Source organism: Mesorhizobium sp. M0243 (assembly GCF_040321775.1).
In the GTDB taxonomy this organism is placed as follows: Bacteria; Pseudomonadota; Alphaproteobacteria; order Rhizobiales; family Rhizobiaceae; genus Mesorhizobium.
This window is the reverse complement of sequence record NZ_JAMYSF010000004.1, coordinates 285,282-306,762: the sequence shown is the minus strand read 5'-3', so window position 1 is coordinate 306,762 and position 21,481 is coordinate 285,282. Positions and strand designations below refer to the sequence as shown.

At 62.6% G+C, this 21,481-nt stretch carries 23 protein-coding genes; 8 read left to right on the top strand and 15 right to left on the bottom strand.

From position 1 onward, the window contains the following. Positions 1-3: 3 nt before the first annotated feature. Both NKJ11_RS07645 and katG read right to left on the bottom strand, forming a co-directional pair. Complete coding sequence (locus tag NKJ11_RS07645) at positions 4-561, bottom strand: GNAT family N-acetyltransferase (protein WP_128305492.1); 558 nt, start codon at positions 559-561, stop codon at positions 4-6. Positions 562-742: 181 nt separating this feature from the next. Beyond that, complete coding sequence (gene katG, locus NKJ11_RS07640) at positions 743-2,941, bottom strand: catalase/peroxidase HPI (protein ID WP_023809675.1); 2,199 nt, start codon at positions 2,939-2,941, stop codon at positions 743-745. Between the two features lie 263 nt (positions 2,942-3,204). On the opposite strand from katG, the gene NKJ11_RS07635 reads away from it, so the two are divergent. Then, positions 3,205-4,158: a hydrogen peroxide-inducible genes activator gene (locus NKJ11_RS07635; RefSeq protein WP_023809676.1), complete on the top strand. Its 954-nt coding sequence runs from the start codon at positions 3,205-3,207 to the stop codon at positions 4,156-4,158. Positions 4,159-4,177: 19 nt separating this feature from the next. Here NKJ11_RS07635 and NKJ11_RS07630 read toward each other — a convergent pair whose 3' ends face one another. After that, positions 4,178-4,891, bottom strand: coding sequence for a DNA helicase (locus NKJ11_RS07630; RefSeq protein ID WP_023809677.1), 714 nt, complete (start codon positions 4,889-4,891; stop codon positions 4,178-4,180). A 403-nt stretch (positions 4,892-5,294) separates the two neighbouring features. Here NKJ11_RS07630 and NKJ11_RS07625 point away from each other — a divergent pair, with 403 nt between their 5' ends. Further along, positions 5,295-6,278, top strand: coding sequence for a hypothetical protein (locus NKJ11_RS07625; protein ID WP_128305494.1), 984 nt, complete (start codon positions 5,295-5,297; stop codon positions 6,276-6,278). 483 nt (positions 6,279-6,761) lie between these two features. Then, a complete protein-coding gene (locus NKJ11_RS07620; protein ID WP_128305495.1) occupies positions 6,762-7,679 on the top strand; it encodes an NADP-dependent oxidoreductase in 918 nt (305 codons plus the stop codon). 34 nt (positions 7,680-7,713) lie between these two features. Here the strand turns inward: NKJ11_RS07620 and NKJ11_RS07615 are convergent, their stop codons facing one another. Continuing rightward, positions 7,714-8,406, bottom strand: a complete 693-nt coding sequence (locus NKJ11_RS07615; RefSeq protein WP_352440446.1) for a hypothetical protein — start codon at positions 8,404-8,406, stop codon at positions 7,714-7,716. 228 nt (positions 8,407-8,634) lie between these two features. Between NKJ11_RS07615 and NKJ11_RS07610 the strand changes: the two genes are divergently transcribed. Then, positions 8,635-9,075 (top strand): DUF2267 domain-containing protein, encoded by a 441-nt coding sequence (locus tag NKJ11_RS07610; RefSeq protein ID WP_128305497.1) that lies wholly within the window; start codon positions 8,635-8,637, stop codon positions 9,073-9,075. 60 nt (positions 9,076-9,135) lie between these two features. Here the strand turns inward: NKJ11_RS07610 and NKJ11_RS07605 are convergent, their stop codons facing one another. The 3 genes from NKJ11_RS07605 to pcaD form a co-directional block, all read right to left on the bottom strand. Then, positions 9,136-9,351 (bottom strand): hypothetical protein, encoded by a 216-nt coding sequence (locus NKJ11_RS07605; RefSeq protein WP_013530133.1) that lies wholly within the window; start codon positions 9,349-9,351, stop codon positions 9,136-9,138. 45 nt (positions 9,352-9,396) lie between these two features. Continuing rightward, complete coding sequence (locus tag NKJ11_RS07600; protein ID WP_023809680.1) at positions 9,397-9,642, bottom strand: hypothetical protein; 246 nt, start codon at positions 9,640-9,642, stop codon at positions 9,397-9,399. A gap of 262 nt (positions 9,643-9,904) precedes the next feature. Continuing rightward, entirely contained in the window at positions 9,905-10,696 is a 792-nt protein-coding gene (gene pcaD / locus NKJ11_RS07595; protein ID WP_128305498.1) for a 3-oxoadipate enol-lactonase, read from the bottom strand. 103 nt (positions 10,697-10,799) lie between these two features. Between pcaD and NKJ11_RS07590 the strand changes: the two genes are divergently transcribed. Further along, a complete protein-coding gene (locus NKJ11_RS07590) occupies positions 10,800-11,705 on the top strand; it encodes a LysR family transcriptional regulator (protein WP_352793004.1) in 906 nt (301 codons plus the stop codon). A 75-nt stretch (positions 11,706-11,780) separates the two neighbouring features. On the opposite strand, the gene NKJ11_RS07585 is transcribed toward NKJ11_RS07590, so the two are convergent. Together NKJ11_RS07585 and NKJ11_RS07580 are read right to left on the bottom strand one after the other, a co-directional pair. After that, positions 11,781-12,095 (bottom strand): hypothetical protein, encoded by a 315-nt coding sequence (locus tag NKJ11_RS07585; RefSeq protein WP_352555724.1) that lies wholly within the window; start codon positions 12,093-12,095, stop codon positions 11,781-11,783. 132 nt (positions 12,096-12,227) lie between these two features. Continuing rightward, positions 12,228-12,677 (bottom strand): GatB/YqeY domain-containing protein, encoded by a 450-nt coding sequence (locus NKJ11_RS07580; RefSeq protein ID WP_013530126.1) that lies wholly within the window; start codon positions 12,675-12,677, stop codon positions 12,228-12,230. Between the two features lie 278 nt (positions 12,678-12,955). Between NKJ11_RS07580 and carA the strand changes: the two genes are divergently transcribed. Next, positions 12,956-14,173 (top strand): glutamine-hydrolyzing carbamoyl-phosphate synthase small subunit, encoded by a 1,218-nt coding sequence (carA, locus tag NKJ11_RS07575; RefSeq protein WP_031212679.1) that lies wholly within the window; start codon positions 12,956-12,958, stop codon positions 14,171-14,173. Positions 14,174-14,261: 88 nt separating this feature from the next. On the opposite strand, the gene NKJ11_RS07570 is transcribed toward carA, so the two are convergent. Further along, positions 14,262-14,510 (bottom strand): hypothetical protein, encoded by a 249-nt coding sequence (locus NKJ11_RS07570; protein ID WP_352793003.1) that lies wholly within the window; start codon positions 14,508-14,510, stop codon positions 14,262-14,264. Here NKJ11_RS07570 and NKJ11_RS07565 point away from each other — a divergent pair. Next, positions 14,509-14,889: a helix-turn-helix domain-containing protein gene (locus NKJ11_RS07565; protein WP_023809687.1), complete on the top strand. Its 381-nt coding sequence runs from the start codon at positions 14,509-14,511 to the stop codon at positions 14,887-14,889. The genes NKJ11_RS07570 and NKJ11_RS07565 overlap by 2 nt on opposite strands. Positions 14,890-14,962: 73 nt before the next feature. Here the strand turns inward: NKJ11_RS07565 and NKJ11_RS07560 are convergent, their stop codons facing one another. From NKJ11_RS07560 to ypfJ, 3 genes are all read right to left on the bottom strand, one after another. Continuing rightward, positions 14,963-15,880, bottom strand: coding sequence for an aldo/keto reductase (locus tag NKJ11_RS07560; RefSeq protein ID WP_023809688.1), 918 nt, complete (start codon positions 15,878-15,880; stop codon positions 14,963-14,965). Further along, on the bottom strand, positions 15,877-17,142 hold the full coding sequence (locus tag NKJ11_RS07555) for a TCR/Tet family MFS transporter (protein ID WP_352793001.1): 1,266 nt from the start codon (positions 17,140-17,142) through the stop codon (positions 15,877-15,879). Before NKJ11_RS07555 ends, NKJ11_RS07560 begins: the two co-directional genes overlap by 4 nt. A 154-nt stretch (positions 17,143-17,296) precedes the next feature. Then, a complete protein-coding gene (gene ypfJ / locus NKJ11_RS07550; protein ID WP_023809690.1) occupies positions 17,297-18,217 on the bottom strand; it encodes a KPN_02809 family neutral zinc metallopeptidase in 921 nt (306 codons plus the stop codon). A 188-nt stretch (positions 18,218-18,405) separates the two neighbouring features. Here ypfJ and NKJ11_RS07545 point away from each other — a divergent pair, with 188 nt between their 5' ends. Continuing rightward, entirely contained in the window at positions 18,406-20,505 is a 2,100-nt protein-coding gene (locus NKJ11_RS07545) for a hypothetical protein (RefSeq protein ID WP_031212682.1), read from the top strand. An 83-nt stretch (positions 20,506-20,588) separates the two neighbouring features. Here NKJ11_RS07545 and NKJ11_RS07540 read toward each other — a convergent pair whose 3' ends face one another. Continuing rightward, a complete protein-coding gene (locus NKJ11_RS07540; protein ID WP_023809692.1) occupies positions 20,589-20,777 on the bottom strand; it encodes a hypothetical protein in 189 nt (62 codons plus the stop codon). 97 nt (positions 20,778-20,874) lie between these two features. Continuing rightward, a complete protein-coding gene (gene mntR, locus NKJ11_RS07535) occupies positions 20,875-21,327 on the bottom strand; it encodes a manganese-binding transcriptional regulator MntR (protein ID WP_023809693.1) in 453 nt (150 codons plus the stop codon). Positions 21,328-21,481 lie beyond the last annotated feature (154 nt).

The following is a 21,481-nucleotide window of genomic DNA, read 5'->3' as shown; positions in this document are numbered from 1 at the left end:
ATCCTACAGCTCGATCCGGAACCGCAAGCTTTCCGCCCCGCCATAGGCGGCGTCCTCGAAGAAGCGTTCGACGAGCTTGCCGCCATTGGCCAGGATCACCTTGTGCGAGGCCGGATTGCCCGGCTTGGCGGTGATCTCGACGTGAGCCAGGCCGACCGCCCTCGCCTCGTCCAGCATCAGCCGCAGCGCCTCGGTGGCGTAGCCGCGCCGCCGCTTCCACGGCACCACCGAATAGCCGATATGGCCGAGCACATGCGGCGGCAGTCCCGCCGTGCCCTTCTGCCAGCGAAAGCCGATCGAGCCCGACGCCTCGCCATCCCAGATCCAGCGGCGGAAGCCCGGCAGGCGCGGCACTTTTTTGCCGTCGGGCAAGCTGATCGGGCCGCCCTTGGCCTGGGGATTGTCGAGGTCGGCAAGAAAGGCCACGGGATCCTTTTCGATGGCCGCGAGCTGCTCGCGCGTCGCTTCCATCAGCCGCACATTGTCCGGTGACCAGCCGCGCTCGAGCGCCACCTTGTAGGATGGCAGATGTTCAAGCGCGGGTTTGACGATTTCGATCATGGTGCATCGGCGGAGACGCTACGCCGATAAATAGCAGCATTGCCCGGCAAGGCACGGTCCACCAAGGAGCAGCCTCTTACGACAAGGCCGCGTTTCCATCGCTGGAAACGCGGCCCCGATCTTATGTCCTTGGGAGGACTGGAGCTCCGGCGCAGGCGCGCGGGAGTACCCTTATGCGAAGTCAGGCGATGTCGAAGCGGTCGGCGTTCATCACCTTTGTCCATGCCGCCACGAAATCCCTGGCGAATTTCTGGCTTGCATCCGCGGAGCCATAGACCTCGGCAAGCGCACGCAACTGGGCGTGCGAGCCGAAGATCAGATCGGCACGGGTGCCGGTCCACCTGACCGCCTTGGTCTTGCGGTCGCGCGCCTCGTACACCTCTTCCGAACCCGGAACAGAGCCGGCGGCCGGATCCCAGACCGTGTTCATGCTGAGCAGATTGACGAAGAAGTCGTTGGTCAAAGTGCCCGGCCTGTCGGTGAACACGCCGTGCTTCGATCCGCCGGTATTGGCGCCGAGCACGCGCAGACCGCCGACCAGCACCGTCAATTCCGGCGCGGTCAACGCCAGCAACTGCGCCCGGTCGACCAGCATGGCCTCGACCGACATCGGCTGCTTGCCCCTGACGTAATTGCGGAAGCCGTCGACCTTTGGCTCGAGCGCGGCAAAGGAATGCACGTCCGTTTGCTCCTGCGAGGCGTCCATGCGGCCTGGCGTGAACGGCACCTTCACCTCATGGCCTCCGTCCTTCGCGGCTTTCTCGACCGCGGCAACGCCGCCAAGCACAATCAGGTCGGCAAGAGAGACTTTCTTGCTGCCCGCGTTGAACTCCTTCTGAATGGCTTCGAGCTTGGCAAGCACCTTCGACAGTTCCGCCGGCTGGTTGACGTCCCAATCCTTCTGCGGCGCCAGTCGGATACGTGCCCCGTTGGCGCCACCGCGCTTGTCGGAATTGCGGAACGTCGAGGCCGAGGCCCACGCAGTCGAGACCAATTCGGAGACTGAAAGGCCCGATGCCAGGATCTTCGCCTTCAGCGAGGCGATGTCCTGCTCGCTGACCAGCTCGTGGTCGATGGCCGGGATCGGATCCTGCCAGATCAGCTCTTCCTTCGGCACGAGCGGGCCGAGATAGCGGGCGACCGGACCCATGTCGCGATGGGTCAGCTTGTACCAGGCGCGGGCGAAGGCGTCGGCGAATTGCTCCGGATGCTCGTGGAAGCGCCGCGACACCTTTTCGTAGGCAGGATCTACCCGCAGCGCGAGATCGGTGGTCAGCATCGCCGGCGCGCGGCGCTTTGACGGATCGTGCGCATCCGGAACGGTGCCGGCCCCGGCGCCACCCCTTGGCGTCCACTGATGGGCGCCGGCCGGGCTCTTGGTCAGTTCCCAGTCGAAGCCGAACAGATTGTCGAAGAAATTATTGCTCCACTTGGTCGGCGTCGTGGTCCAGGTCACTTCGAGGCCCGAGGTGATGGCGTCGCCGGCAATGCCGGAAGCATGCTTGCTCGACCAGCCGAGGCCTTGCGCCTCGATGATCGAGCCCTCTGGCTCCGCGCCAACCAACGACGCATCGCCGGCACCGTGCGTCTTGCCGAAGGTGTGACCACCGGCGATCAGCGCCACGGTCTCCTCGTCATTCATGGCCATGCGGGCGAAGGTCTCGCGAATGTCGCGGGCCGAGGCCAGCGGATCCGGCGTGCCGTTCGGCCCTTCCGGATTGACGTAGATCAGCCCCATCTGCACGGCGCCGAGATGGCCGCGAAGTTCACGGTCGCCGGAATAGCGCTTGTCGTCGAGCCACTTGGTTTCCGAACCCCAGTCGACGTCCTGCTCGGGCTCCCAGACGTCAGCGCGGCCGCCGGCGAAGCCGAAGGTCTTGAAACCCATCGATTCCAGCGCGACGTTGCCGGTGAGGATCAGAAGGTCGGCCCAGGAAATCTTGCGGCCATATTTCTGCTTGACCGGCCACAGCAGCCGGCGCGCCTTGTCGAGATTGGCATTGTCCGGCCAGCTGTTGAGCGGTGCGAAACGCTGCTGGCCTGCCCCGGCGCCACCACGGCCATCGCCGATGCGGTAGGTGCCGGCACTGTGCCAGGCCATGCGGATGAACAGCGGCCCGTAATGGCCGAAGTCGGCCGGCCACCAATCCTGCGAATCCGTCATCACCTGGTGCAGGTCCTTGATCACCGCATCGAGATCGAGCGACTTGAATTCCTCGGCATAGTCGAACTCTTCGCCCATCGGATCCGAAAGGTTCGATTGCTGATGGAGAACGCCAAGATCGAGTTGGTTGGGCCACCAGTCACGGTTGCTCCTGCTGGAGGATCCGTGTGCAACGGGGCATTTGCCGGCGCTGGGATCATCGGTCTGTGCGTCCATGTTCTTCTCCGATCGTGGCTGTGTTGAGCTGTTCAACTGCTGGGTGACAGGGACATAGAAATGTCCCTGGAGGCGGTCCGTTTCATGGCTGGCGCGATGACCATATGCCCGATACGCGACCGAATATGTTGGATGTCCTGTTGCTGCGGGCATGCGCCTCACCAGGCGGTCCCGGCTGCTCCTCATCTTCGTTGCGACTCGTATAGCAAAGCCGTCTGATTAATTTAAGTTGGATTTCCTGATTACAGCGATAAGATGACATTATGACAAACCTGACGCTGAAGCAGTTGCGTTATTTCGAGGCACTGGCGCGGCACAACCATTTCGGACGCGCGGCGGATGCCTGCGCCATCTCGCAGCCCGCCATCTCGGTGCAGATCCGGGAGTTGGAGGAAACGCTTGGCACGGCGCTTTTCCAAAGAGGCCCACGCCAGGTCCGGCTGACCAATTTCGGCGAGGAATTCGCCTTGCGCGTCCGCGACATCCTGCGCTCGGTGGACGAGCTGACGGATCTGGCCCGCGCCTCGCGCGACCGGCTGGTGGGACGGTTGCGCATCGGCGTGATCCCGACGATCGCACCCTATCTTCTGCCTGCCATCATCGGCAACCTCGCCCGCATGCATGACGGGCTCGATATCCACGTGCGCGAAACGCAGACGCAGAAGCTGATCCAGGAACTGGCCGACGGCCGGCTCGATGCGGCCATCGTTGCCTTGCCGGTGTCGGAACCCTCGCTGACGGAAATCGTGCTGTTTGCCGAGAACTTCGTGCTGGTCCGGCCCGGCGAGGATGAGGGAAAGCCGGTGCCCAACCGCGAAATGCTGCGCGAGATGCGGCTGCTCCTGCTCGAGGAGGGCCATTGTTTTCGCGATCAGGCGCTGTCGTTCTGCAACATGCATTCGGCACGGCCGCGCGAGTTGCTGGACGGCAGCTCGCTGTCGACCCTGGTGCAGATGGTCGGCGCCGGCGTCGGCGTCACCTTGATCCCCGAAATGGCCGTGCCGGTGGAGACGCGCTCCGCGGCAGTCTCTATCGCCCACTTCGCCAATCCCCAACCATCGCGGACGATCGGCATGATCTGGCGCAAGACAAGCCCGATCGCCAAACAGCTGCTGCTTATATCCGAAGTGGTTCGCCAGGCGGCCGAAGCATTGCGCGCGCAGCACAGTTCGGCATCGGTTGCACAGCCTCTGAATCTACCGGCAGCGGCCCAATGAAGGCTGGCTGACCGGATCGTCAGCCTGCCGCGTGGAACCGGATTTCGCCCTTGTTCAGGAAGCAGGTCTTGTCGAACAGCGACAGGTCCAGAGGGTTTGGTAACCGCACGTCGCTGATATCGGGAACCGGCTTCCTCGCCGGATCGTATGAGCGATCGATCTGCGAGATGAAAACGAGGATCAATCCCCTGTCGCGGGCAAAGGCCTTCAGCGTGCGGACTTGCGCCATCAGGTCCGGGTTTTCCCGCTTCTGATCGAGCAGTTGCAGATAGTCTATGACCACCAGCGTACCGCGCGCCGCCGCCGCCAGCGTTCTGACGATGTAGTCGGCGCTGATGGCGTCGGAATTGTCGAACACGAACCGGTCGTTGAACCGTGCAGGGTCCGCCCCGATGGCGCGAAACCGGCCCAGCACATCCCGCTGCGTATACTCCAGCGTGAAGAACACACCGCGATGGCCTGATTTCATGGCTTCGACCGCGAGTTCGAGGCACATCAGCGTCTTGCCGTGGCCGGGTCGTGCACCCACCAGAACAAGATCGCCGGGCGCAAGTTGCGCAAACAGTATGCCGGCAGGCGCCGCCTCGGCTGCCTTGGCTGCAAGCAGACTCCAGCTGGCGAAGCCTTCCTGTGCTGCAACACGATCAAGCGCTTCGTGGAGCGGAATTTTGGCCTCGCGGGACAACAGCTTGGCTTGACGCTTCAGATGGTAAACGGGCGCGGACAGCTTCATTGCAAAACCTCCTGGTGCGAGCAGTTTCCGCAATCCCTCCTTATGCCTGGCGCTCGAACAGTCGGTTCGGTGATGAGAGTGCCCTGCATGAACGATGCTTTCCCGGCGGAGGGAGGAGGCGTGGGCTGCGCCAGAATCAGATGATAGCTCAATCCCTGCGTATCGAAAATCGCAGACATTCAAAGATGCGGGGAGCCCGCTGCAAGCCTCGAGCCAGCATCCCGGCGTAGGAGCATTTGCGCGCGTCGATCTCCTTCATGGCTCTTCGTGCGGACTTGCGGAGGGCACGCGTTAACAAAGGGTGCGCTAAACAAGATGTGTTTCGCCTGATAATGCGAGACCCTTTATGATCGATTCCCGGCGGCAACACCGCAAGGAAACGGCTTTGGCAGGAGTTGATCCGGTGCGGTTGAGATTCGTCCCTCTGGGTATCGTCCCGATCCTCAGCCTCCTCGTCGCCGCCATTGCCTTGACGATGTCGGCTCGATCCTTTGCCGCACCATCTGACGTTCCGGCCTGGCTGCAGGCTCACATCGGCAACAGCGACGGCCAGATCTCACAAATTGTCCTCGAACGAGCCCGCGCGCTTTACCGGAAGAAGGTCGCGCAAGGTGCAGTCAAGAACCCCTGCTACTTCGCCATGGATGCGACGCGCCCCAGCGATCTGGGCGATGGCGTTCTGGGGCGCCGCTATTACGTCATCTGCGAAGCCAGCCAGTCGTTTCGCGCGATTTCGTCGGGTCATGGCAGCGGCCGGAATTTGAAAGGCGTTGTCGATTTTTCGAACAGCAAGCGGTGCGCGAAGAATTTCGGCAATGCGATGGATTCGTCGTTGACGGCCGGCGGCGGCTATATCACCCGCGAGGCAAAAACCTCGTTCAAGGGCTATTACCGCACCGCTGCGAAACAGGACGCGGTTTTCCAGCGCACCTTCATCCAGTTCGACGGCGAAGGCGAGGCCGCGAACGCCAGGCAGCGGGTGATCGGCGGCCATGCCGCCCAGGTGCTGCACGGCCTATGCCTGCGCAAAAACCCGAAAAGTTCGCATGCCGACCATGACGGCTTCGTGCCGTTCGGCAAACTGGTCGACTATGCCGGCGGCCGCAGCAATGGCTGCACCAGCTGGTCGCCGGCGGATGCGCAGCAGATTATCCCGATGGTCAAGGACAATCCGACGACGCTCTATATCTACCCGGAATCGCGCGACATCGCCGCGGTCGCAGCCAACCATTCACAGCCGGGCGCCTACTGGAACGCGTCCTGCCTAAAGGAAATCGGCACACCTAAATTCTGGCCGCGAAAGACCCTCGAGCCGATCATCGCCCAATACAGGAAGGATCACCCGGCACCGCCGCCGCAGCCGCTGCCGATCTGCGAAGCGTCTTGAAGTCCGCATCGCACCGCCGCGCCGCTTTATGTTCGGCGTGCGAACCGCATTGATCGGCAGCCCTGCGACCCACCATCAATGATTTCAATCCGATCTCCAGGCCAGCGCGCCGGTAGCTCCGGTGCCCCGCCTCTCCTCCTCGATGTCGCAACTCGAAACAGCTGTGTGCATAAGGCCGGATGGATCAAGACTGGCTGAATGCTCTGGCCGAGGAAAGAATTTCCGGCACCACGTTCAGCCGATTGTGGTGGTTGGAACCAACGGCCTGCTACCCAGTTAGAAGGCCAGCAAGTCTGGTTGCAGCCTTGCCGCCATATGAATCAGAACCCGCCGACGCAGTCTACGGCCTAGCAGGATGCCGTCCTTGCGGCGGCGTTGCCCGGCTGGGAAGCCGGTGTGGCTGCCTCCGCAACCTGGGCTGCACAGCCGCTGACGACATGCAGACACCGTCGCCGACAGCCAAACAATAGGAGGTATGCCGACATGAAAGCAGTCCGCATCCACGCTTTTGGCGGACCTGAGGTCCTTTCGATCGATCAAGTCCCCTCGCCTCAGCCGCTTGACGACGAGGTTGTGCTCAGGGTCCGCGCCGCAAGCGTCAATCCGATCGACTACAAGACCCGCGAAGGGTCGGTGAGCGAAACCCTGCCGATCACGCTCGGGCGCGACGTGTCCGGCACGGTGGAAATATGCGGTACGCGGGCGCATACGTTGAAGAAGGGCGACCCGTTATTTGCGATGCTTGGTCATGACCGGGGCGGCAATGCCGAATATGTCGTGGTCAAGGCGACGGAGGCGGCTGCGAAACCGGATCGTCTAAGCCATGTCGAAGCCGCGGCGGTGCCGCTTGCCGGCATCACTGCATGGCAGGGCCTTTTCGACCATGGCGGCCTCAAATCCGGGCAACGGGTTCTCATCCATGGCGGCGCCGGCGGCGTCGGTCATCTGGCGATCCAACTGGCCAAGGCCGCGGGCGCGTTCGTCGCGACAACCGTTTCCGCCGAGGACGTCGTTTTCGTGCGTGAGCTTGGCGCCGATCAGACGGTCGACTACAAGAATCAGCGTTTCGAAGAGGTCGTCAATGCGGTCGACCTGGTGTTCGACCTTATCGCGGGCGACACGCAGGACCGTTCCTGGGATGTGCTCAAGCCAGGCGGGACGCTCGTTTCCACTCTTTCCCAACCGTCGCAGGAAAAGGCAAACTTGCGTCGGGCGCGTGGCGTCTCCTATCTGGCCGAGCCGAATGCGGCGCACCTTGCCGAGATCGGCCGCCTCATCGACGCCGGCAAGGTCACCCCCTTCGTGCTAGCCACCTACCCTCTTGGAGAGGTCGCCAAAGCGGAAGAACGGCTGGAAAATGAGCATGTGCGTGGCAAGATCGTGCTTGAGGTTTCCGCCTAGCGAGTTGGTGCTTCTGCAGTCCCTCTCGAACGGGTTATCCGATCCGCGCCTCGCCGTCGCTGTCCGGCAGGTTCGGAAACAGCACCTTCAGCTTGTGCTCCGCGCTTGCCCAACTGCGCGTGTGATGTTGCCAGAGGCACCAATTGCTCACCGCAAAGGCTAGAATGCCAACAGTCACGGCAAGACTGACTGTCGAGCCAATGACAACCTTGAGCATCACGCCGGCAAAGACACCGGCGATGGCACCGTTGACGACATTCACCATTCCTGCGGTTCCGGCGAACGCTTGCCAGGGCCTTGGCTTGAGGCCGACATCGGCCAGCAGAGCCGTTTGGTTGTCATGAGTGGAGTGAACCAGATAGCGCGCCATCGAGGGAGTAAGCTCGGTGTAGTAGTGCCTGATGCGTGCCATGCCGCGGGCGTGGACCATGTCTTCGATGGCCACCTGTACAGCCCTGACGAATGTCACCAGCCCGATGAAGTAGAGGCATGGCAACAGGATCAGGCTGAACAGCATGAAAGGAAGCCCCATCCTTGTCACCTGGGCGACGAAGGCAAGGGCGATCGTGGCGCTGGATACCGAAGTCAGGAACAAATTTGCGCGCTGATTCGCCTCCTGAATCGTCGCCGCCCTGGCGGTCCCCAGCACCAAATGCTCCGTGGTCATCATCTGCAGGAGTTGCTGCCGGTTCTCGCCTTCATCGGTTTTTGTCTTCCTTGCAGGCATCGCAAAAAACCTGTTGCGGGACGCGCTCCCCCCACCCAATCAACTCCTCAAAGCCGCCCACCCAAGGAACGAACTGCTTCGGAAGGGGTTCCAGCGCAACCAAGAGCGGTTCCGTGATCCCGGAGCAGAGCCGGATCACAGACCGAGCCAATTTTGTAGACAGATAGCGAAACGATTGTCCCCAAGCATCGATTCGAAACCAGACATGAATTTGATGAGGAGGCGATGATGAGCGCTACCGGTTTGGATGTTTTTGACAGGACGCTGCAGACGACCAACATTTGGCTCGACGAGATCATGGACGATCATGGTCCGGATCGGCGGATTGCATGGCACATATTGGGCGCGGTCTTACGGACCGTAAGGGACAGGCTGCAGATCGGGCTTGCGGCCAAACTTGGGGCGGAACTGCCGATCCTGGTGCGCGGCGCCTATTACGACCACTACCGGCCCGCAGCCGAGCCGGACAAAACGCGCTCCCTTGAAAACTTCTCGCAGCACATCGGCGAGGAATTGAAATCGATCCGCCCCGTCGATCCCGAGGAGGCGGCACGCTCGGTGTTCCGAGTTCTTGCACGGCATATTGATCTGGGCCAGTCGGCCAAGGTGCGCGATGCGCTGCCGAAGGAAATCCAGGCGCTCTGGCCCGAGAGCCTCGGCGTCAAATAGCGACGGCAACGACTCTGACGGCCTCCGAGCGGCGCGCCGAGGCTGGCGTCCAGCAGGGCGTCAGTCCCGTAAACGGTTGGCGGCATGATCCTGATGCTGCTCTGTCGCGACCTGCCTGGAGTCCAAACCGCGTTCTTTGGAATGCTGTGCCTTGTCGCGATTGGACAGAACCTTGTTTTCTTCGAGCTTGTCCTTTGGCGTTACGGTCATGGCGCCTGTGCCAGAACCCTTTCCCTGCGAACCTGCTCCGATGTGTTTCTTGCTCCCGCGTGCCATGGGCTGCCTCCAATCTATGACAAATGTTCCAGGATCGGTGCTCATCTAGTCGTCAGGACGGTTTTTGTGATGGACGCTTTCCTGATTTTTGCCGCGAAGGATGTTGCGGTCGTCCGGATCGACGAGGTCCGGTGTGTCGGTTCTCATGTCCGATCCCTTGCGCAGCGCTTCGCGTTCCGCCGCTGATCGTTTCAGATCCGCCTCTGAATCGAAATCCTTGCCGGCGTTCTTTGTGTTTTCCCGCTCTTCAATGATGCGAATTTGTTGATCGTGGGTTTTGCGTCCAGTCATCGCTTCCTCCGGCGTGTTCGTGTTGGCGCTCGAAAGTCACCGGCCACCTCTAAGGTCGGGTCCGAGCCTGCCCTCGTGCTGATAATGGCAAGGTGACGGGATCGTTCCGAAAAGCGTTGAAGACGCTTTTCGCCAGATGGGCTCGGTTCGGCTTAGGCGCTCACGTTGACCGAGGCCGCCGCCCCTCTTCTGAACCATGGCCTCCTTCGAACGTTCGGCGACCACCGGACTGGCGCCGGACGCCTTTCCGTCGCGCTCCAGCTCAGCGCAGGAAATCGACCACAGCCTGGATGAACTCTGCCGGATACTCAATGTTCGACAGATGGACCGCGGGCAGCACGACCAGCTTCGCGCCGGGCACCGCCGCGGCAATCATCTCGCCGTGGCTGGCTGCTGTCACCGTGTCGTGCCGACCGGCGATCACCAGCGTCGGTCGCGGTATCAGTGCTACGGTACGGCGAAGATCGGCGTCGCGAACCGCCGCGAACAGGCCCGCCAGGCCTTGCCGGTCGATAGCCAGCAGCATGGTGCGAAACTCTTCGACCACGGGCTCGTTGGCGGCAACCATCGACGCGGGGAACCAGTTGCTCAGGAACGTCTCGGCGGTTTCCGACATGTCCGGTGCCTGCCGCACCGCGGCAATCCGCTCGTCGAAATAGCTTGCCGGCGAGAGATGAGACGAGGTGTTGCTCAGGATCAGCCGGTCGATCCGCTCGGGCGCGTGGATGCCGAGCCACTGCGCGACGAACCCGCCAAGCGACAGGCCAAGGAAATGTACGCGTTGCAGGTCGAGCGCGTCGAGCAGTTCGATGACGTCGCGGCCAAGCCGGTCGAGCGAGTAGGCGCCGACAGGAACGCTCGATCCGCCATGGCCGCGAAAATCGTAGCGCAGGATACGGAAATGCTTCGACAACTCGCCAACCTGCCTGTCCCACATGTGCAGCGTGGTGCCGATGGAATTCGATAGCACCAGCACCGGCTTGCTTGCCTCGCCGTCGAAGCGGTAGGCGATGCGCGTGCCGTCTCCCGTTATGACGAAATTCAGCTCATTCATGATGAAGATTCCTTCTGGAACGTTTTGAATGAGGCCAAACGTAGCCGAGGGACAATTTTGTTGATATTACAAAGACAGGACAATCTCTGTAATAAAAACCGACATGGCCGAATTTACCCTCCACGACCTTCAATGCTTCGATGCGGTGATTCGCACCGGAGGCTTTCAGCCTGCGGCGGCCGTGCTGCATCGCTCGCATCCGGCGGTGTTCGCTGCCGTCGCCAAGCTGGAGCGACAGCTCGACCTTTGCCTCCTGGACCGCAGCGGCTATCGCGTGCGTGCAACCGAGGCAGGGCTGTCGTTCCACCGCCGAGCGCTATCGCTGCTGCGCGAGCTGGACGGTTTGCGCGTCCATGCCGCCCAGTTGGCGATGGGTGAAGAAAGTGAGATCCACGTGGTGATAGGCGACCTGTGCCCGCGCCCGCATGTGCTGGGCATGCTCGGGCGGTTCTTCGCACAGTGCCCCGGCACGCGCCTGCATCTGCATTTCGAAGCGGTCGGCGGCCCATGGGAGCGTCTCTTCGACGACGAAGCCGATCTGATCCTGCACTGGGTCGACAAGGGCGATGCGCGGGTGGAATGGGTCGATCTGTGCAAGGTGTCCTTCATTCCCGTGGTGGCGCCGGGCTTTCTGCCCGAGCGTATCGAGCAGCCGATCACCCTGGACCAGATGCAGGCACTCACCCAATGCGTCATGCGCGACAGCGCCCGCCATTCGCCACAACAAAACTATTCGCTGATCGAAGGCGCGCCGCAATGCCTCGTCGCCGACCAGGGCATGAAGAAGGAGATAATCCTGCAGGGCCTTGGCTGGGGCCACCTGCCCCGCTTCCTGATCGAGGAAGAACTGCATGACGGGCGCCTGCAATCCATTGCCGGCCGCCATCTGCCGGGCCGCACCGACGAACTGGTGGTGGCGCGGCGCCGCGACCGGCCGCATGGGCCGATCGCCAACCGGCTGTGGGATCATATCCAGCAGGAAGCGCCGGCATTGCGCCGTGCATTGTAGCCGAGGAGGCCCGGACAGATACCGACCAACCAGTCGCGAAAGGCGCAAGTGGACCTCTCGGGTCCCGTCCAGCGATCACTTCTTGACATACGCTCCAGGCTGGCGGCCGCTCTTCGGAGCCTTGGCGTCCTTTGAACGCTCCGCGATAGCGGGGCCGGCCCCGGACGTCTTTTCGGTTGCGGCGCTCGGCGTGCCTTGCCTTGGCGGGTTTTGTCCGTCCGACTGGCGGGTTCGGTCTTCCACTTCGCCCACCCGGCGGGTGAGCCCGATGCCGCCGGCGGGCTTCTTGTTGGCGGCCGCATCCTGGGAGAATTCATCGGAAGCGTCGGCATCGGTCTTTGCCGGATATTTCGTCGCACCGGTTTCATAGCGGGTTTCGTTCTCAGTCATGACATCTCTCCAGTTGCATGACGGATAAACATCTCGGCGGTATCCGAGTTCCACTCCTGGACTTCGATTCCGGACGAATCTGGGTTCCGGGAGCGGGCGGTCGGCCACCCAAGCGACGAGATGAGCAGCACCCTACTGCAGCAGACCCTTGACGATGCCGCTCGCCTTGCCGAAATCCATCTGGCCGGCATATTTCTGCTTCAGTGCGGCAATCACCTTGCCCATGTCCTTCTGGCTGGCCGCACCCGTCGCCGCGATCGCCTCACGCGCCGCCGCTGTTACCGCCGCATCGTCCAATTGTGTCGGCAGGAAGGTGCGGATGATCTCCATCTCGCCGCGCTCCTGCGCGGCGAGCTCCGGCCGTTTGCCGTCGTCGAACGCTTTGGCGGATTCCTCGCGCTGCTTCACCATCTTGGCCAGGATCTGCAGGATCTCCTCGTCGCTGGCCGGCTCCTTCCCCGAACCGCGATTGGCGATGTCGCGATCGTGAATGGCGGCTTGGATCAGCCGCAATGTCGGCAGCCGGTGCTTGTCCTGCGCCTTCATCGCGCTCTTCAGGGATTCGGCGATTTTGCCGCGCATGATGCATTCTCCTTCGATCGGCGCGGACAATAGCGCCGGGGGCGAGCCAAGGCAAACCCTGATATGCCGGGGCAAGCCACTGATTTTGCTAGGCGAAATAAAACATGGCGGCATTTCGCATGATCATTGACCGCTCTGCCCCCTTCCCCTATGTACTGGGCCTTGCATGAACGGAAATTTGACTGCGTGGAGGCCGCGAAAATCGCCGCTTCGCGCCGTTTGCCGCGCAGATGGCCCGCCGGGCCGGTTGCAGCGGGCAGCCCGATAGGAGTGCCGCCATGGCCGAGATGACCGCCGCCTCGACGCCCGCCTGGACCACTGAAAAGCCGACCGCCCTTCTGGTGCTGGCCGACGGCACCGTCATCGAAGGTCGCGGCCTCGGCGCCACCGGCTCCGCCGTCGCCGAAGTCTGCTTCAACACGGCGCTGACCGGCTACCAGGAAATCCTCACTGACCCTTCCTATGCCGGCCAGATCGTCACCTTCACCTTCCCGCATATCGGCAACATCGGCACCAATGACGAGGACATCGAGGATCTCAATCCGGCCGCCCGCGCCGGCGCCGTTGGCGCCGTGTTCAAGGCCGATGTCACCGACCCGTCCAACTACCGCGCCGGCGCTGGTCTCGACCAATGGCTGAAGAAGCGCGGCATCGTCGCCCTGTCGGGCATCGACACCCGCGCGCTGACCGCGCTGATCCGTGAAAGGGGCATGCCCAACGCCGTCATCGCGCATGCGCCCGATGGCGTGTTCGACCTCGACGATCTGAAGCGCCGCGCCGCCGCATGGTCGGGGCTGATCGGGCTTGACCTCGCCAAGGAAGTCACGTCGGGCCAGTCCTCGGTCTGGCGCGAGACGCCCTGGGTGTGGAACGAAGGCTTTGGCGAGCAGACCGAACCGACAATGCACGTCGTCGCCATCGATTATGGCGTCAAACGCAACATCTTGCGCCTGCTCGCCGGCCTCGGCGCCAAGGTCACGGTGGTGCCGGCCAAGACCGGCGCCGAACAAATCCTTGCCATGCAGCCGGACGGCATTTTTCTCTCCAATGGCCCCGGCGACCCGGAAGCCACCGGTGACTATGCCGTGCCGGTCATCCGGGATCTGTTGAAGACCGACATCCCGGTGTTCGGCATCTGCCTCGGCCACCAGATGCTGGCACTGGCGCTGGGCGGCAAGACCGCCAAGATGCACCAGGGCCATCACGGCGCCAACCATCCGGTCAAGGACCACACCACCGGCAAGGTCGAGATCGTCTCGATGAACCACGGCTTTGCCGTCGATGCCGACTCGCTGCCATCGGGCGTCGAGGAAACCCACGTCTCGCTGTTCGATGGTTCGAACTGCGGCATCACGCTGACCGGCCGGCCGGTGTTCTCGGTCCAGCATCACCCCGAAGCCTCCCCCGGCCCGCAGGATTCGCACTACCTGTTCCGCCGCTTCGTCAATTTGATCCGCGAAAAGCGCGGCGAGGAATTGCTGGCCGAACGGGCCTGATCCTTTGAGGATCGGCTGTTAGCTATAATATCGCTTAACGCAAAGCGATAAATGTGCGATATTATTTGTTGTGAAGACGATCATCCTTTCAGTATCGGCGGCTCGCGATCTCGATAACCTGCAGGCGGATGTCCGCGAGCAGGTTTCCGAAGGTTTGATCACTTACGCCGTCAGCGGTCGTGGAGATGTAAAGCGTCTTGCCGGCCGGAACGGTTATAGACTGCGTATCGGCCGCTACCGCGTCATATTCGACGAAGACCGCACCACGATTCTCGCGATCTACATCGCAAGCGTGAAACGACGACCTATAGCAGGCCATAGGACAGGACATCATCATGAACGCCCCGCAAATCATCAAGACCTCAACCGGCGAAGAACTGGTCGTCATCCCGAGGGCCGACTACGAGGCATTGCTGCATGCCGCTGAAGAAGCCATGGATGCTGCGGATGTGGCGATCTACGATGAACGGAAGGCCGAGCTCAAAACGGAAAAGCCCCTGCCCGCTGCCGTGACCATGGATATCCTGCGGGGCTCGAGCCGGCTCAAGGCGCTGCGCAATTGGCGCAACCTGACCCAAGCCGATTTGGCGACTGCTATTGGTGTCAGCCAGGGTTTCCTGTCCGACCTCGAATCCAATCGTCGCAAACCATCGCCGCAGACCAGTGCCATGCTGGCAAAGACGCTGGATATCCCCGGCGAATGGATCGAAACCTAGAGCAATCCCGGGAAAAGTGTGAAACGGTTTTCCGTCCGGGAATTGCGTCAAACAAAGACTCTAGTATCTCGTCCTACGCCACCGGCCGGCCTTCGCTGGCTTCCAGGATGGCGAACCATTGCTGGCGGTCGAGGCTGATCTCCAACGCCTTGACCATGGCGGCCAGCCGTTCCGGCTTCATCGAACCCAGCACCGGCACCAATCGGGCCGGATGGCGCAATAGCCAGGCGATCGCGACGGCAGCCAGATCGCCGGCTCCGATCTCGGCGGCCACCGCAGCAAGCGCTGCCCGCACCCGCGCCTCGCGCCCCTCCTTGCCGGTGAACAGCGAGCCGCCCCCGAGCGGCGACCAGATCATCGGCGCATAGGCAAGGCGCTGCGCGTGGTCCAGGCTGCCGTCGGTCAATGCGGCCGTTTTCAGCACCGACATTTCGATCTGGTTGGTGGCGAGGGCGAACGGCAACCGTGAGGCCAGCAGATCGAACTGCGACGGCGTGAAGTTGGAGACGCCGACCGCCCTCACCTTGCCAGATGTGACCAGCTTGGCAAGAGCTGCCGCCGTCTCGTCGGCATCCGTCAGCGGGTCGGGCCGGTGCAGCAGCAACAGGTCGATATAGTCGGTGCCGAGATTGGCAAGCGACCGCTCCACCGACGCAACAATATGGCCGCCACCGGTATCGTAGTGCTTCAGCCGGTTGTCCGGCCGGTTTGGCGACTTCAGCATGATATCGCATTTCGAGATCAGCTCGATGCTGTCGCGCTTGCCTTCCCAGCGCGCCAATCCCGCACCGAAGGCCGCTTCCACCTCGTAGTTCCCATAGATGTCGGCATGATCGAAGCTGGTCAGGCCGAGATCGACGGCGGTGCCGATCAGCCGTGCGACCTGATCGGCATCCGGGCGGGCGGCGCTGTCGAGCAGACGCGAGGCGCCGAAGACCAACCGCGACAGCGACAGTCCGTCCCGAGTCAGCGCAATGCGGCTGTGACTCACACCTGCGCTCGATCTTCGGCGACGCCGGCGGTGACATTTGCGCGCGCCGCGGGCCTCGCCACCTTGGTGACGAAGACGATGACCGCCAGCGTCAGAAAACATGCGCCCACCAGATAGGGCGCACCGCCGAAGGTCACCGGCGCGCTTGGCCCGGTGAACCAGGAAAAGATCGCCGTATAGAGCAGCGGCGTGATGATCGAGGTGATCGAGAAGATCGAGGTCATCGCCCCCTGCAATTCGCCTTGCGCCGATGGCGGCACTTTGGCGGCGGCGAGGCTCCTCAGCGGTGGATCGGCCAGCGCTTCCAGACAGCCGACGACGATCACCGCATAGATCATCCAGCCTTGCGACGCGAAGGCATAGCCGAAGGCGCTGGCTGCCGTGAATGTCAGGCCGATGACCGCCGTCTTCCACTCGCCAAGCCTCGGGATCACGCGCGGCAGCACCGTCGCCATGACGATCGCACCGCACAGGCCGAAGGCGCCGAGCGAGAAGCCGATCTGCTGCTCGCTCCAGCCATAGCGATAGCTGGAGACGAACGACCAGACCGCCGGATACATCATGTGCCCGAGCGTCATCAGGAAGAAGACAAGCCCGATCCAGCCGATGCCTTGATATTGGCGCATCTGGAGCAGCGTGCCGACCGGGTTGGCGCGTTTCCACTCGAAGCGGCGGCGATGCTTGTCATCGAGCGTTTCCGGGAGGAAAAACAACGCAATGAGGAAATTCACGAAGGCGAGCCCGGCGGCGAAATAGAACGGCACGCGCGGCCCGAACGTACCGAGCAGCCCGCCGAGAACCGGCCCGATGACGAAGCCGACGCCAAACGCGATACCGAGCAGGCCGAAATTCTTTGCCCGGTTCTCATTATTCGAAATATCGGCGATGAAGGCTGAAGTCGTCGAATAGCTGGCGCCTGAAATGCCGGCCAGCACACGCCCGATGAACAGCATCGGGTAGGACCAGGCGACCGCGCAGATCAGATTGTCGATGGAGAAGGTCAGCACCGATGCGAGCAGGATCGGCCGCCGCCCGAACCGGTCGCTCAAGCCGCCCATGATCGGCGCGAAGACGAACTGCATCGCCGCATAGACGAAGAACAGCCAGCCGCCTTCGATCGCCGCGCCGCTGATGCTGACCCCGGTCAATTCCCTGAGATAGGCCGGCAGCACCGGCATGATCATGCCGAAGCCGATAATGTCGAGCAGCAGCGTGGTGAAGACGAGCGCAAGGCCCCGTCTGGCGGTTTTAGGGTCGATCATGCAGGATCAAGCTCCTCTGCTCGCCCTCAGGCGCAGGCGGACGCACTTATAGGCGAGCCCGCCGCAAGGAACAATGTGAGAACAGGCTGATTCTATTCATCCTGATACCCCCTGACGGCAGCATCGCCGGCAGGTGAAGCTCGAAAACGGTCTGTCAGATCGGCCCACTCAGCGTGTTGCACTCCGACAGCTTGCCGCTCTTGTAACCACGCGCCAGCCAGGTCTGCCGCTGCTGCGAGGTGCCGTGGTTGAAGCTTTCCGGCACAACATAGCCTTGCGTCTTCTTCTGCAGCGTGTCGTCGCCGATCTGCTTGGCGGCGTTCAGTGCGCTCTCGATGTCGCCCTGCTCCAATATGCCTTTCTGCCCGGTGTAATGCGCCCACACGCCGGCAAAGCAGTCGGCCTGAAGCTCGATTCGCACCGACATCTGGTTGGCTTCGACCTCGCCCATGCTTTGCCGCATCTGGTTGAACTTGGACATGATGCCGGTCAGGTTCTGCACGTGGTGGCCGACCTCATGCGCAATCACATAGGCGCGGGCGAATTCGCCCGAGGCGCCGAACTGCTGGTCGAGCTGCTGGAAGAAGGTCATGTCGAGATAGACCTTGTGGTCGCCGGGACAATAGAACGGTCCGGCCGCCGCGGAAGCGAAGCCGCAGGCCGAGCGGACCTGGCCGGAAAACAGCACCAGTTTCGGATCCTCGTAGGTTAGGCCCTGAGATTTGAAGATGCCGGACCAGGTGTCCTCGGTCTCGGCCAGCACGGTGGCCACGAACTGCTTCATCTCGTCATTGGCCGGTGTGGCACCGTTGTCCTGTCCGCTGTTGTCGGTGATCTGGCCGCCGCCGCCCGGCAGCAGGCCGCCGTCGCCGCCACCTAGGATCGTCGACGGATCGAAGCCGAAATACCATCCGGCCAGCACCACCAGGATGACGAGGAAGATGCTGCCGCCGCCACCGGTGCGGCCGCCGATCGGAATGCGGAACTGGCCACCGCCGCCGCCGAGTCCGCCACCGCCGCTGTCGCTGCGGTCGTCCTCGATATTGTCACTCTGACGACGGCCCTTCCAGAGCATGGCAACTCCTCGTGCAGCAACTTCCCCGTTGTTCCGGGGCAACAAACAATTATCCCAATGGTTGCGCCAAGTCACAGCATTTTTCGATGGCCTTTTTTGCCATACGGGTCGCCTTGCGGCCAAGCTCGTTGCGGCGAGCGGCTCGGCGTTGCAATCGTCCCCATGGCCGAGACTATCGAAGACCGTTAATGTCCGTTTCTCTGGGAAGCGAGGGGCGCTTGCGGACGATCGGCCAATTCCTGCTGTTGCTGACGGCATTGACTTGTTTCGGCATCGGGTCCGCCCGTGCCGCCACGCTCGATTCCAGCGTTGCCGTCACCGATCCCGCCACCTTGCAGGCGCTGGAGCGTGGTGGCCTGTCGATCAGCCGCCTGCTGGGCCCGGCACTCGGCCTCACCCGCGAGGTCGACAATCGCGGCCTGTTTTCGGTGCCGGCGCTGGCCACGGTGCGCGACACAGTCAAGCGGCAGATAGCCGACGAGCCGAAGACCAGCCCCGATCCCTATGTTGCTGCCATGGCGAAGTCGAAGGACACCAGCCAGAAATTCAATCCGAAATACATCGATGACGACGGCTCGACGCTGGACCTGACCGGCGTCGTCAACCGCATGGACCGCGGCTATCTCGGCCACACCGAATGCGGCGAAATCCGGCTGATCTACCGTTTCCACTATTCGGTCGCGGAAAAGCCTGTGAAGGGAAAGGCGGGCCAGCGCATTTCCTCGCGCCTGCCGCTGACCATGAGCCTGGTGTTCAACGCCAAACCCAGGCAGGCACAAGCGCGCGCCTCGAAGGACCTGCCAAGCGCCACTGACGTGTCCTGCGCCGATGTTGCCCAGCGCTGGCTGGCAGCTGGAAAAAAAGACCTGCCACCCGACCAGCTTGCCGCCTGGCTGCGCTCCGACGAAGGGCCGCTGTCAGGCACCATGCTGAATTCGTCGCAGATCATGCGGCTCGAACTCAACATGCAGGTGCTCAGGCTGTCGGCCTCGACGCGGCGCGATTTCGGCGGCCATGCCGAATATCTCCTGAAGATCTTCAAATGGGATCCGGCTGCGTCCAGCTTCTATGAAGCGAAGATGGAAAACCAGATCGACCGCGCCATTGTGCTGGCCGACAAGCCGTCCTTCGCCAAATGGCTGCTCACCGACCGCAACATCTACGACCTCGACCATGGCCGGCTGGTGATCGACGAAAAGTTCCTGGCCAGGAGCGCCGTCTCCGTCGCCCCCGGCGGTCTCAGCCGGTCGCAGAACAACATCGTCTACGGGCTGGTCGACGACGCGGACATCGACAAGGCGCTGAAGAACTATATCGCCAGGGGCAACACACTCTCGACCATCAAGTCGGTGGCCGGCTTCAACTTGCGGCTCAACGAGATGAGCTGCACCGGCTGCCATCAGACGCGTGGCATTGCCGGTTTCCACTACACCGGCGCAGATCCGGTGAGCGAGCCGCGCCGCAACGCCGTCTTCGTGCCGGGCTCGGCCGTGTTCTTCGCCGACCTGCCGCGCCGCCGTGCCATCGTCGAGCAGTTCGCCGCCGGCAGTCAGCTAGACTTTACGCGCAGCTTCGCCGCCCGTCCGGACGCCAGATATGCCGAGGCGCTGAAAGACACCGACCTCTACAATGGCTGGGGCTCGATCTGCTATCGCGGCGAGGATGCAAGTTTCAAGGACTGGAGCTGCGGTGCGGGCCTGCGCTGCGCCGGTGTCCACGAAAGCGCCTTCCATCCAGGCTTCGGCACCTGCGTCAGCGAAGCAGGCACGGTGGTCGGCGACCCCGTCGAGTTCGGCGAGATCAAGATGTCGAGCTGGGGCAGCGACCAGTATTGCCGCCTGTCGCCGGCCACCGCCAAGGCCTGCGCCATCGACTCCGCGAAGGACAAGAAGCCGCTGGTCAAACTCGCCGGCTATGGCGCCGCGCGCCAGCGCTACGACAATCCGCAGCAGAAGACCGGCGGCTTTCCCGGTGGCATGCTGCGCAAGGCAAGCTGCGACAAGCTTCCCGACGAAGCAACGTGCGGGCGTCTGGCCAAGACCGGCTTCAACGACTGCATCGCGTCGGGCAAGGACCACAAATTCTGCACGAAGGAATTTACCAAGACCGCCGGCCTACGAGCCTGCGACAAGGCGCATCCCTGCCGCGAGGACTACATCTGCACCGCAGGCTATGACGATCTGGCGGAAGCGAAAGCTGGCAAAGGCACCTGCATTCCGCCCTATTTCATCTTCCAGTTCCGCGTCGACGGCCACCCGCGCAGCTGGGTGCAGGACGTCCGCGAGTGAGGGAACGGTTTGTTGAAAGCGCCGCCACCACGTTCCGGCAGACGGCGTTCGCCCAGAACAGCTGACGTCAACCTGACAGACGTCTAATCTTCCTGCTTGGCGCCGGCGCTCTTGCCGTCGGAGCTCTTCGAACGTTCCTCGAAACGCGCCGCGCCCTTTTTCAGCGAATGGTGGGTTTCGGCCTCGGTTTTGCGCTCATCGCTTGCCGCCGCCTGTGTCAGTCCCTCGGCAGCCTGCTTGCCCTTTGCGGTCGGTGCCCGTTCAACGCCCATCGCTTCCTCCCTTGCCGCGACATCGCGCGGTGTCAGCAGCAACGTGCGTGGCGTACGGCGGTTCCGGCGGCTCAGGAAATCCAGCGGCGGGTTCGGCTCAACGCGTCGCCGTCATCGCCTTGCGAAACGCTTCCAGCGTCTCGACGCTGACATGGTGCTCGATGCCTTCGGCGTCGATGCGCGCCGTCTCGGCGCTGACACCGAGCGAGCGCAAAAAGGCTTCCACCGTCTGGTGGCGGATGCGGCTCTCCTCGGCGACCTTGCGGCCGGCATCGGTCAGGAAAACGCCGCGATAGGGCTTTCGCGACACCAGCCCGTCGGCGCACAGCCTGGTCAGCATCTTGGCCACCGTCGGCTGGGCAACGCCAAGGCGTGCGGCAATGTCGACCTGGCGCGCCTCGTTGCCGTCCTCGATCAGATCGGCGATCAGCTCGACATAATCCTCGACCAGCGCGCTGCGGCGCGCTTCGCGCTGCTGCCGGAATCCCTCCGAATGAATTTCGGCGTCGAGCAGCGGCTCACGCGGGACTGGTCTGTTCTTCGGCGCCAATACGCGCTCCTCCCGAGGCTATCACCCGTCCACGCTTTCATAGCACGGGCTCTGATTCTTCAGGCCGTTTATTTGCATTCCGCCACAGGTGCAACCAGCGCTTCCGATTGCCGTTTCACCCGATGACCGCCAGCCGCCTAAAAGCAACGACAAT

Bases quoted from the DNA above. Each gene is read 5' to 3' on its own strand.
- NKJ11_RS07610 (WP_128305497.1), top strand. From the start codon at position 8,635: ATGAGCGCTACCGGTTTGGATGTTTTTGACAGGACGCTGCAGACGACC.
- NKJ11_RS07580 (WP_013530126.1), bottom strand. From the start codon at position 12,677: ATGCGCGGCAAAATCGCCGAATCCCTGAAGAGCGCGATGAAGGCGCAG.
- ypfJ (WP_023809690.1), bottom strand. From the start codon at position 18,217: ATGCTCTGGAAGGGCCGTCGTCAGAGTGACAATATCGAGGACGACCGC.
- katG (WP_023809675.1), bottom strand. From the start codon at position 2,941: ATGGACGCACAGACCGATGATCCCAGCGCCGGCAAATGCCCCGTTGCA.
- NKJ11_RS07555 (WP_352793001.1), bottom strand. From the start codon at position 17,142: ATGATCGACCCTAAAACCGCCAGACGGGGCCTTGCGCTCGTCTTCACC.
- NKJ11_RS07585 (WP_352555724.1), bottom strand. From the start codon at position 12,095: ATGACTGAGAACGAAACCCGCTATGAAACCGGTGCGACGAAATATCCG.
- NKJ11_RS07645 (WP_128305492.1), bottom strand. From the start codon at position 561: ATGATCGAAATCGTCAAACCCGCGCTTGAACATCTGCCATCCTACAAG.
- NKJ11_RS07540 (WP_023809692.1), bottom strand. From the start codon at position 20,777: ATGGGCGTTGAACGGGCACCGACCGCAAAGGGCAAGCAGGCTGCCGAG.
- NKJ11_RS07570 (WP_352793003.1), bottom strand. From the start codon at position 14,510: ATGATGATGTCCTGTCCTATGGCCTGCTATAGGTCGTCGTTTCACGCT.
- NKJ11_RS07590 (WP_352793004.1), top strand. From the start codon at position 10,800: ATGGCCGAATTTACCCTCCACGACCTTCAATGCTTCGATGCGGTGATT.
- NKJ11_RS07635 (WP_023809676.1), top strand. From the start codon at position 3,205: ATGACAAACCTGACGCTGAAGCAGTTGCGTTATTTCGAGGCACTGGCG.
- NKJ11_RS07545 (WP_031212682.1), top strand. From the start codon at position 18,406: ATGTCCGTTTCTCTGGGAAGCGAGGGGCGCTTGCGGACGATCGGCCAA.
- NKJ11_RS07630 (WP_023809677.1), bottom strand. From the start codon at position 4,891: ATGAAGCTGTCCGCGCCCGTTTACCATCTGAAGCGTCAAGCCAAGCTG.
- NKJ11_RS07600 (WP_023809680.1), bottom strand. From the start codon at position 9,642: ATGACTGGACGCAAAACCCACGATCAACAAATTCGCATCATTGAAGAG.
- carA (WP_031212679.1), top strand. From the start codon at position 12,956: ATGGCCGAGATGACCGCCGCCTCGACGCCCGCCTGGACCACTGAAAAG.
- NKJ11_RS07615 (WP_352440446.1), bottom strand. From the start codon at position 8,406: ATGCCTGCAAGGAAGACAAAAACCGATGAAGGCGAGAACCGGCAGCAA.
- NKJ11_RS07605 (WP_013530133.1), bottom strand. From the start codon at position 9,351: ATGGCACGCGGGAGCAAGAAACACATCGGAGCAGGTTCGCAGGGAAAG.
- NKJ11_RS07565 (WP_023809687.1), top strand. From the start codon at position 14,509: ATGAACGCCCCGCAAATCATCAAGACCTCAACCGGCGAAGAACTGGTC.
- pcaD (WP_128305498.1), bottom strand. From the start codon at position 10,696: ATGAATGAGCTGAATTTCGTCATAACGGGAGACGGCACGCGCATCGCC.
- NKJ11_RS07620 (WP_128305495.1), top strand. From the start codon at position 6,762: ATGAAAGCAGTCCGCATCCACGCTTTTGGCGGACCTGAGGTCCTTTCG.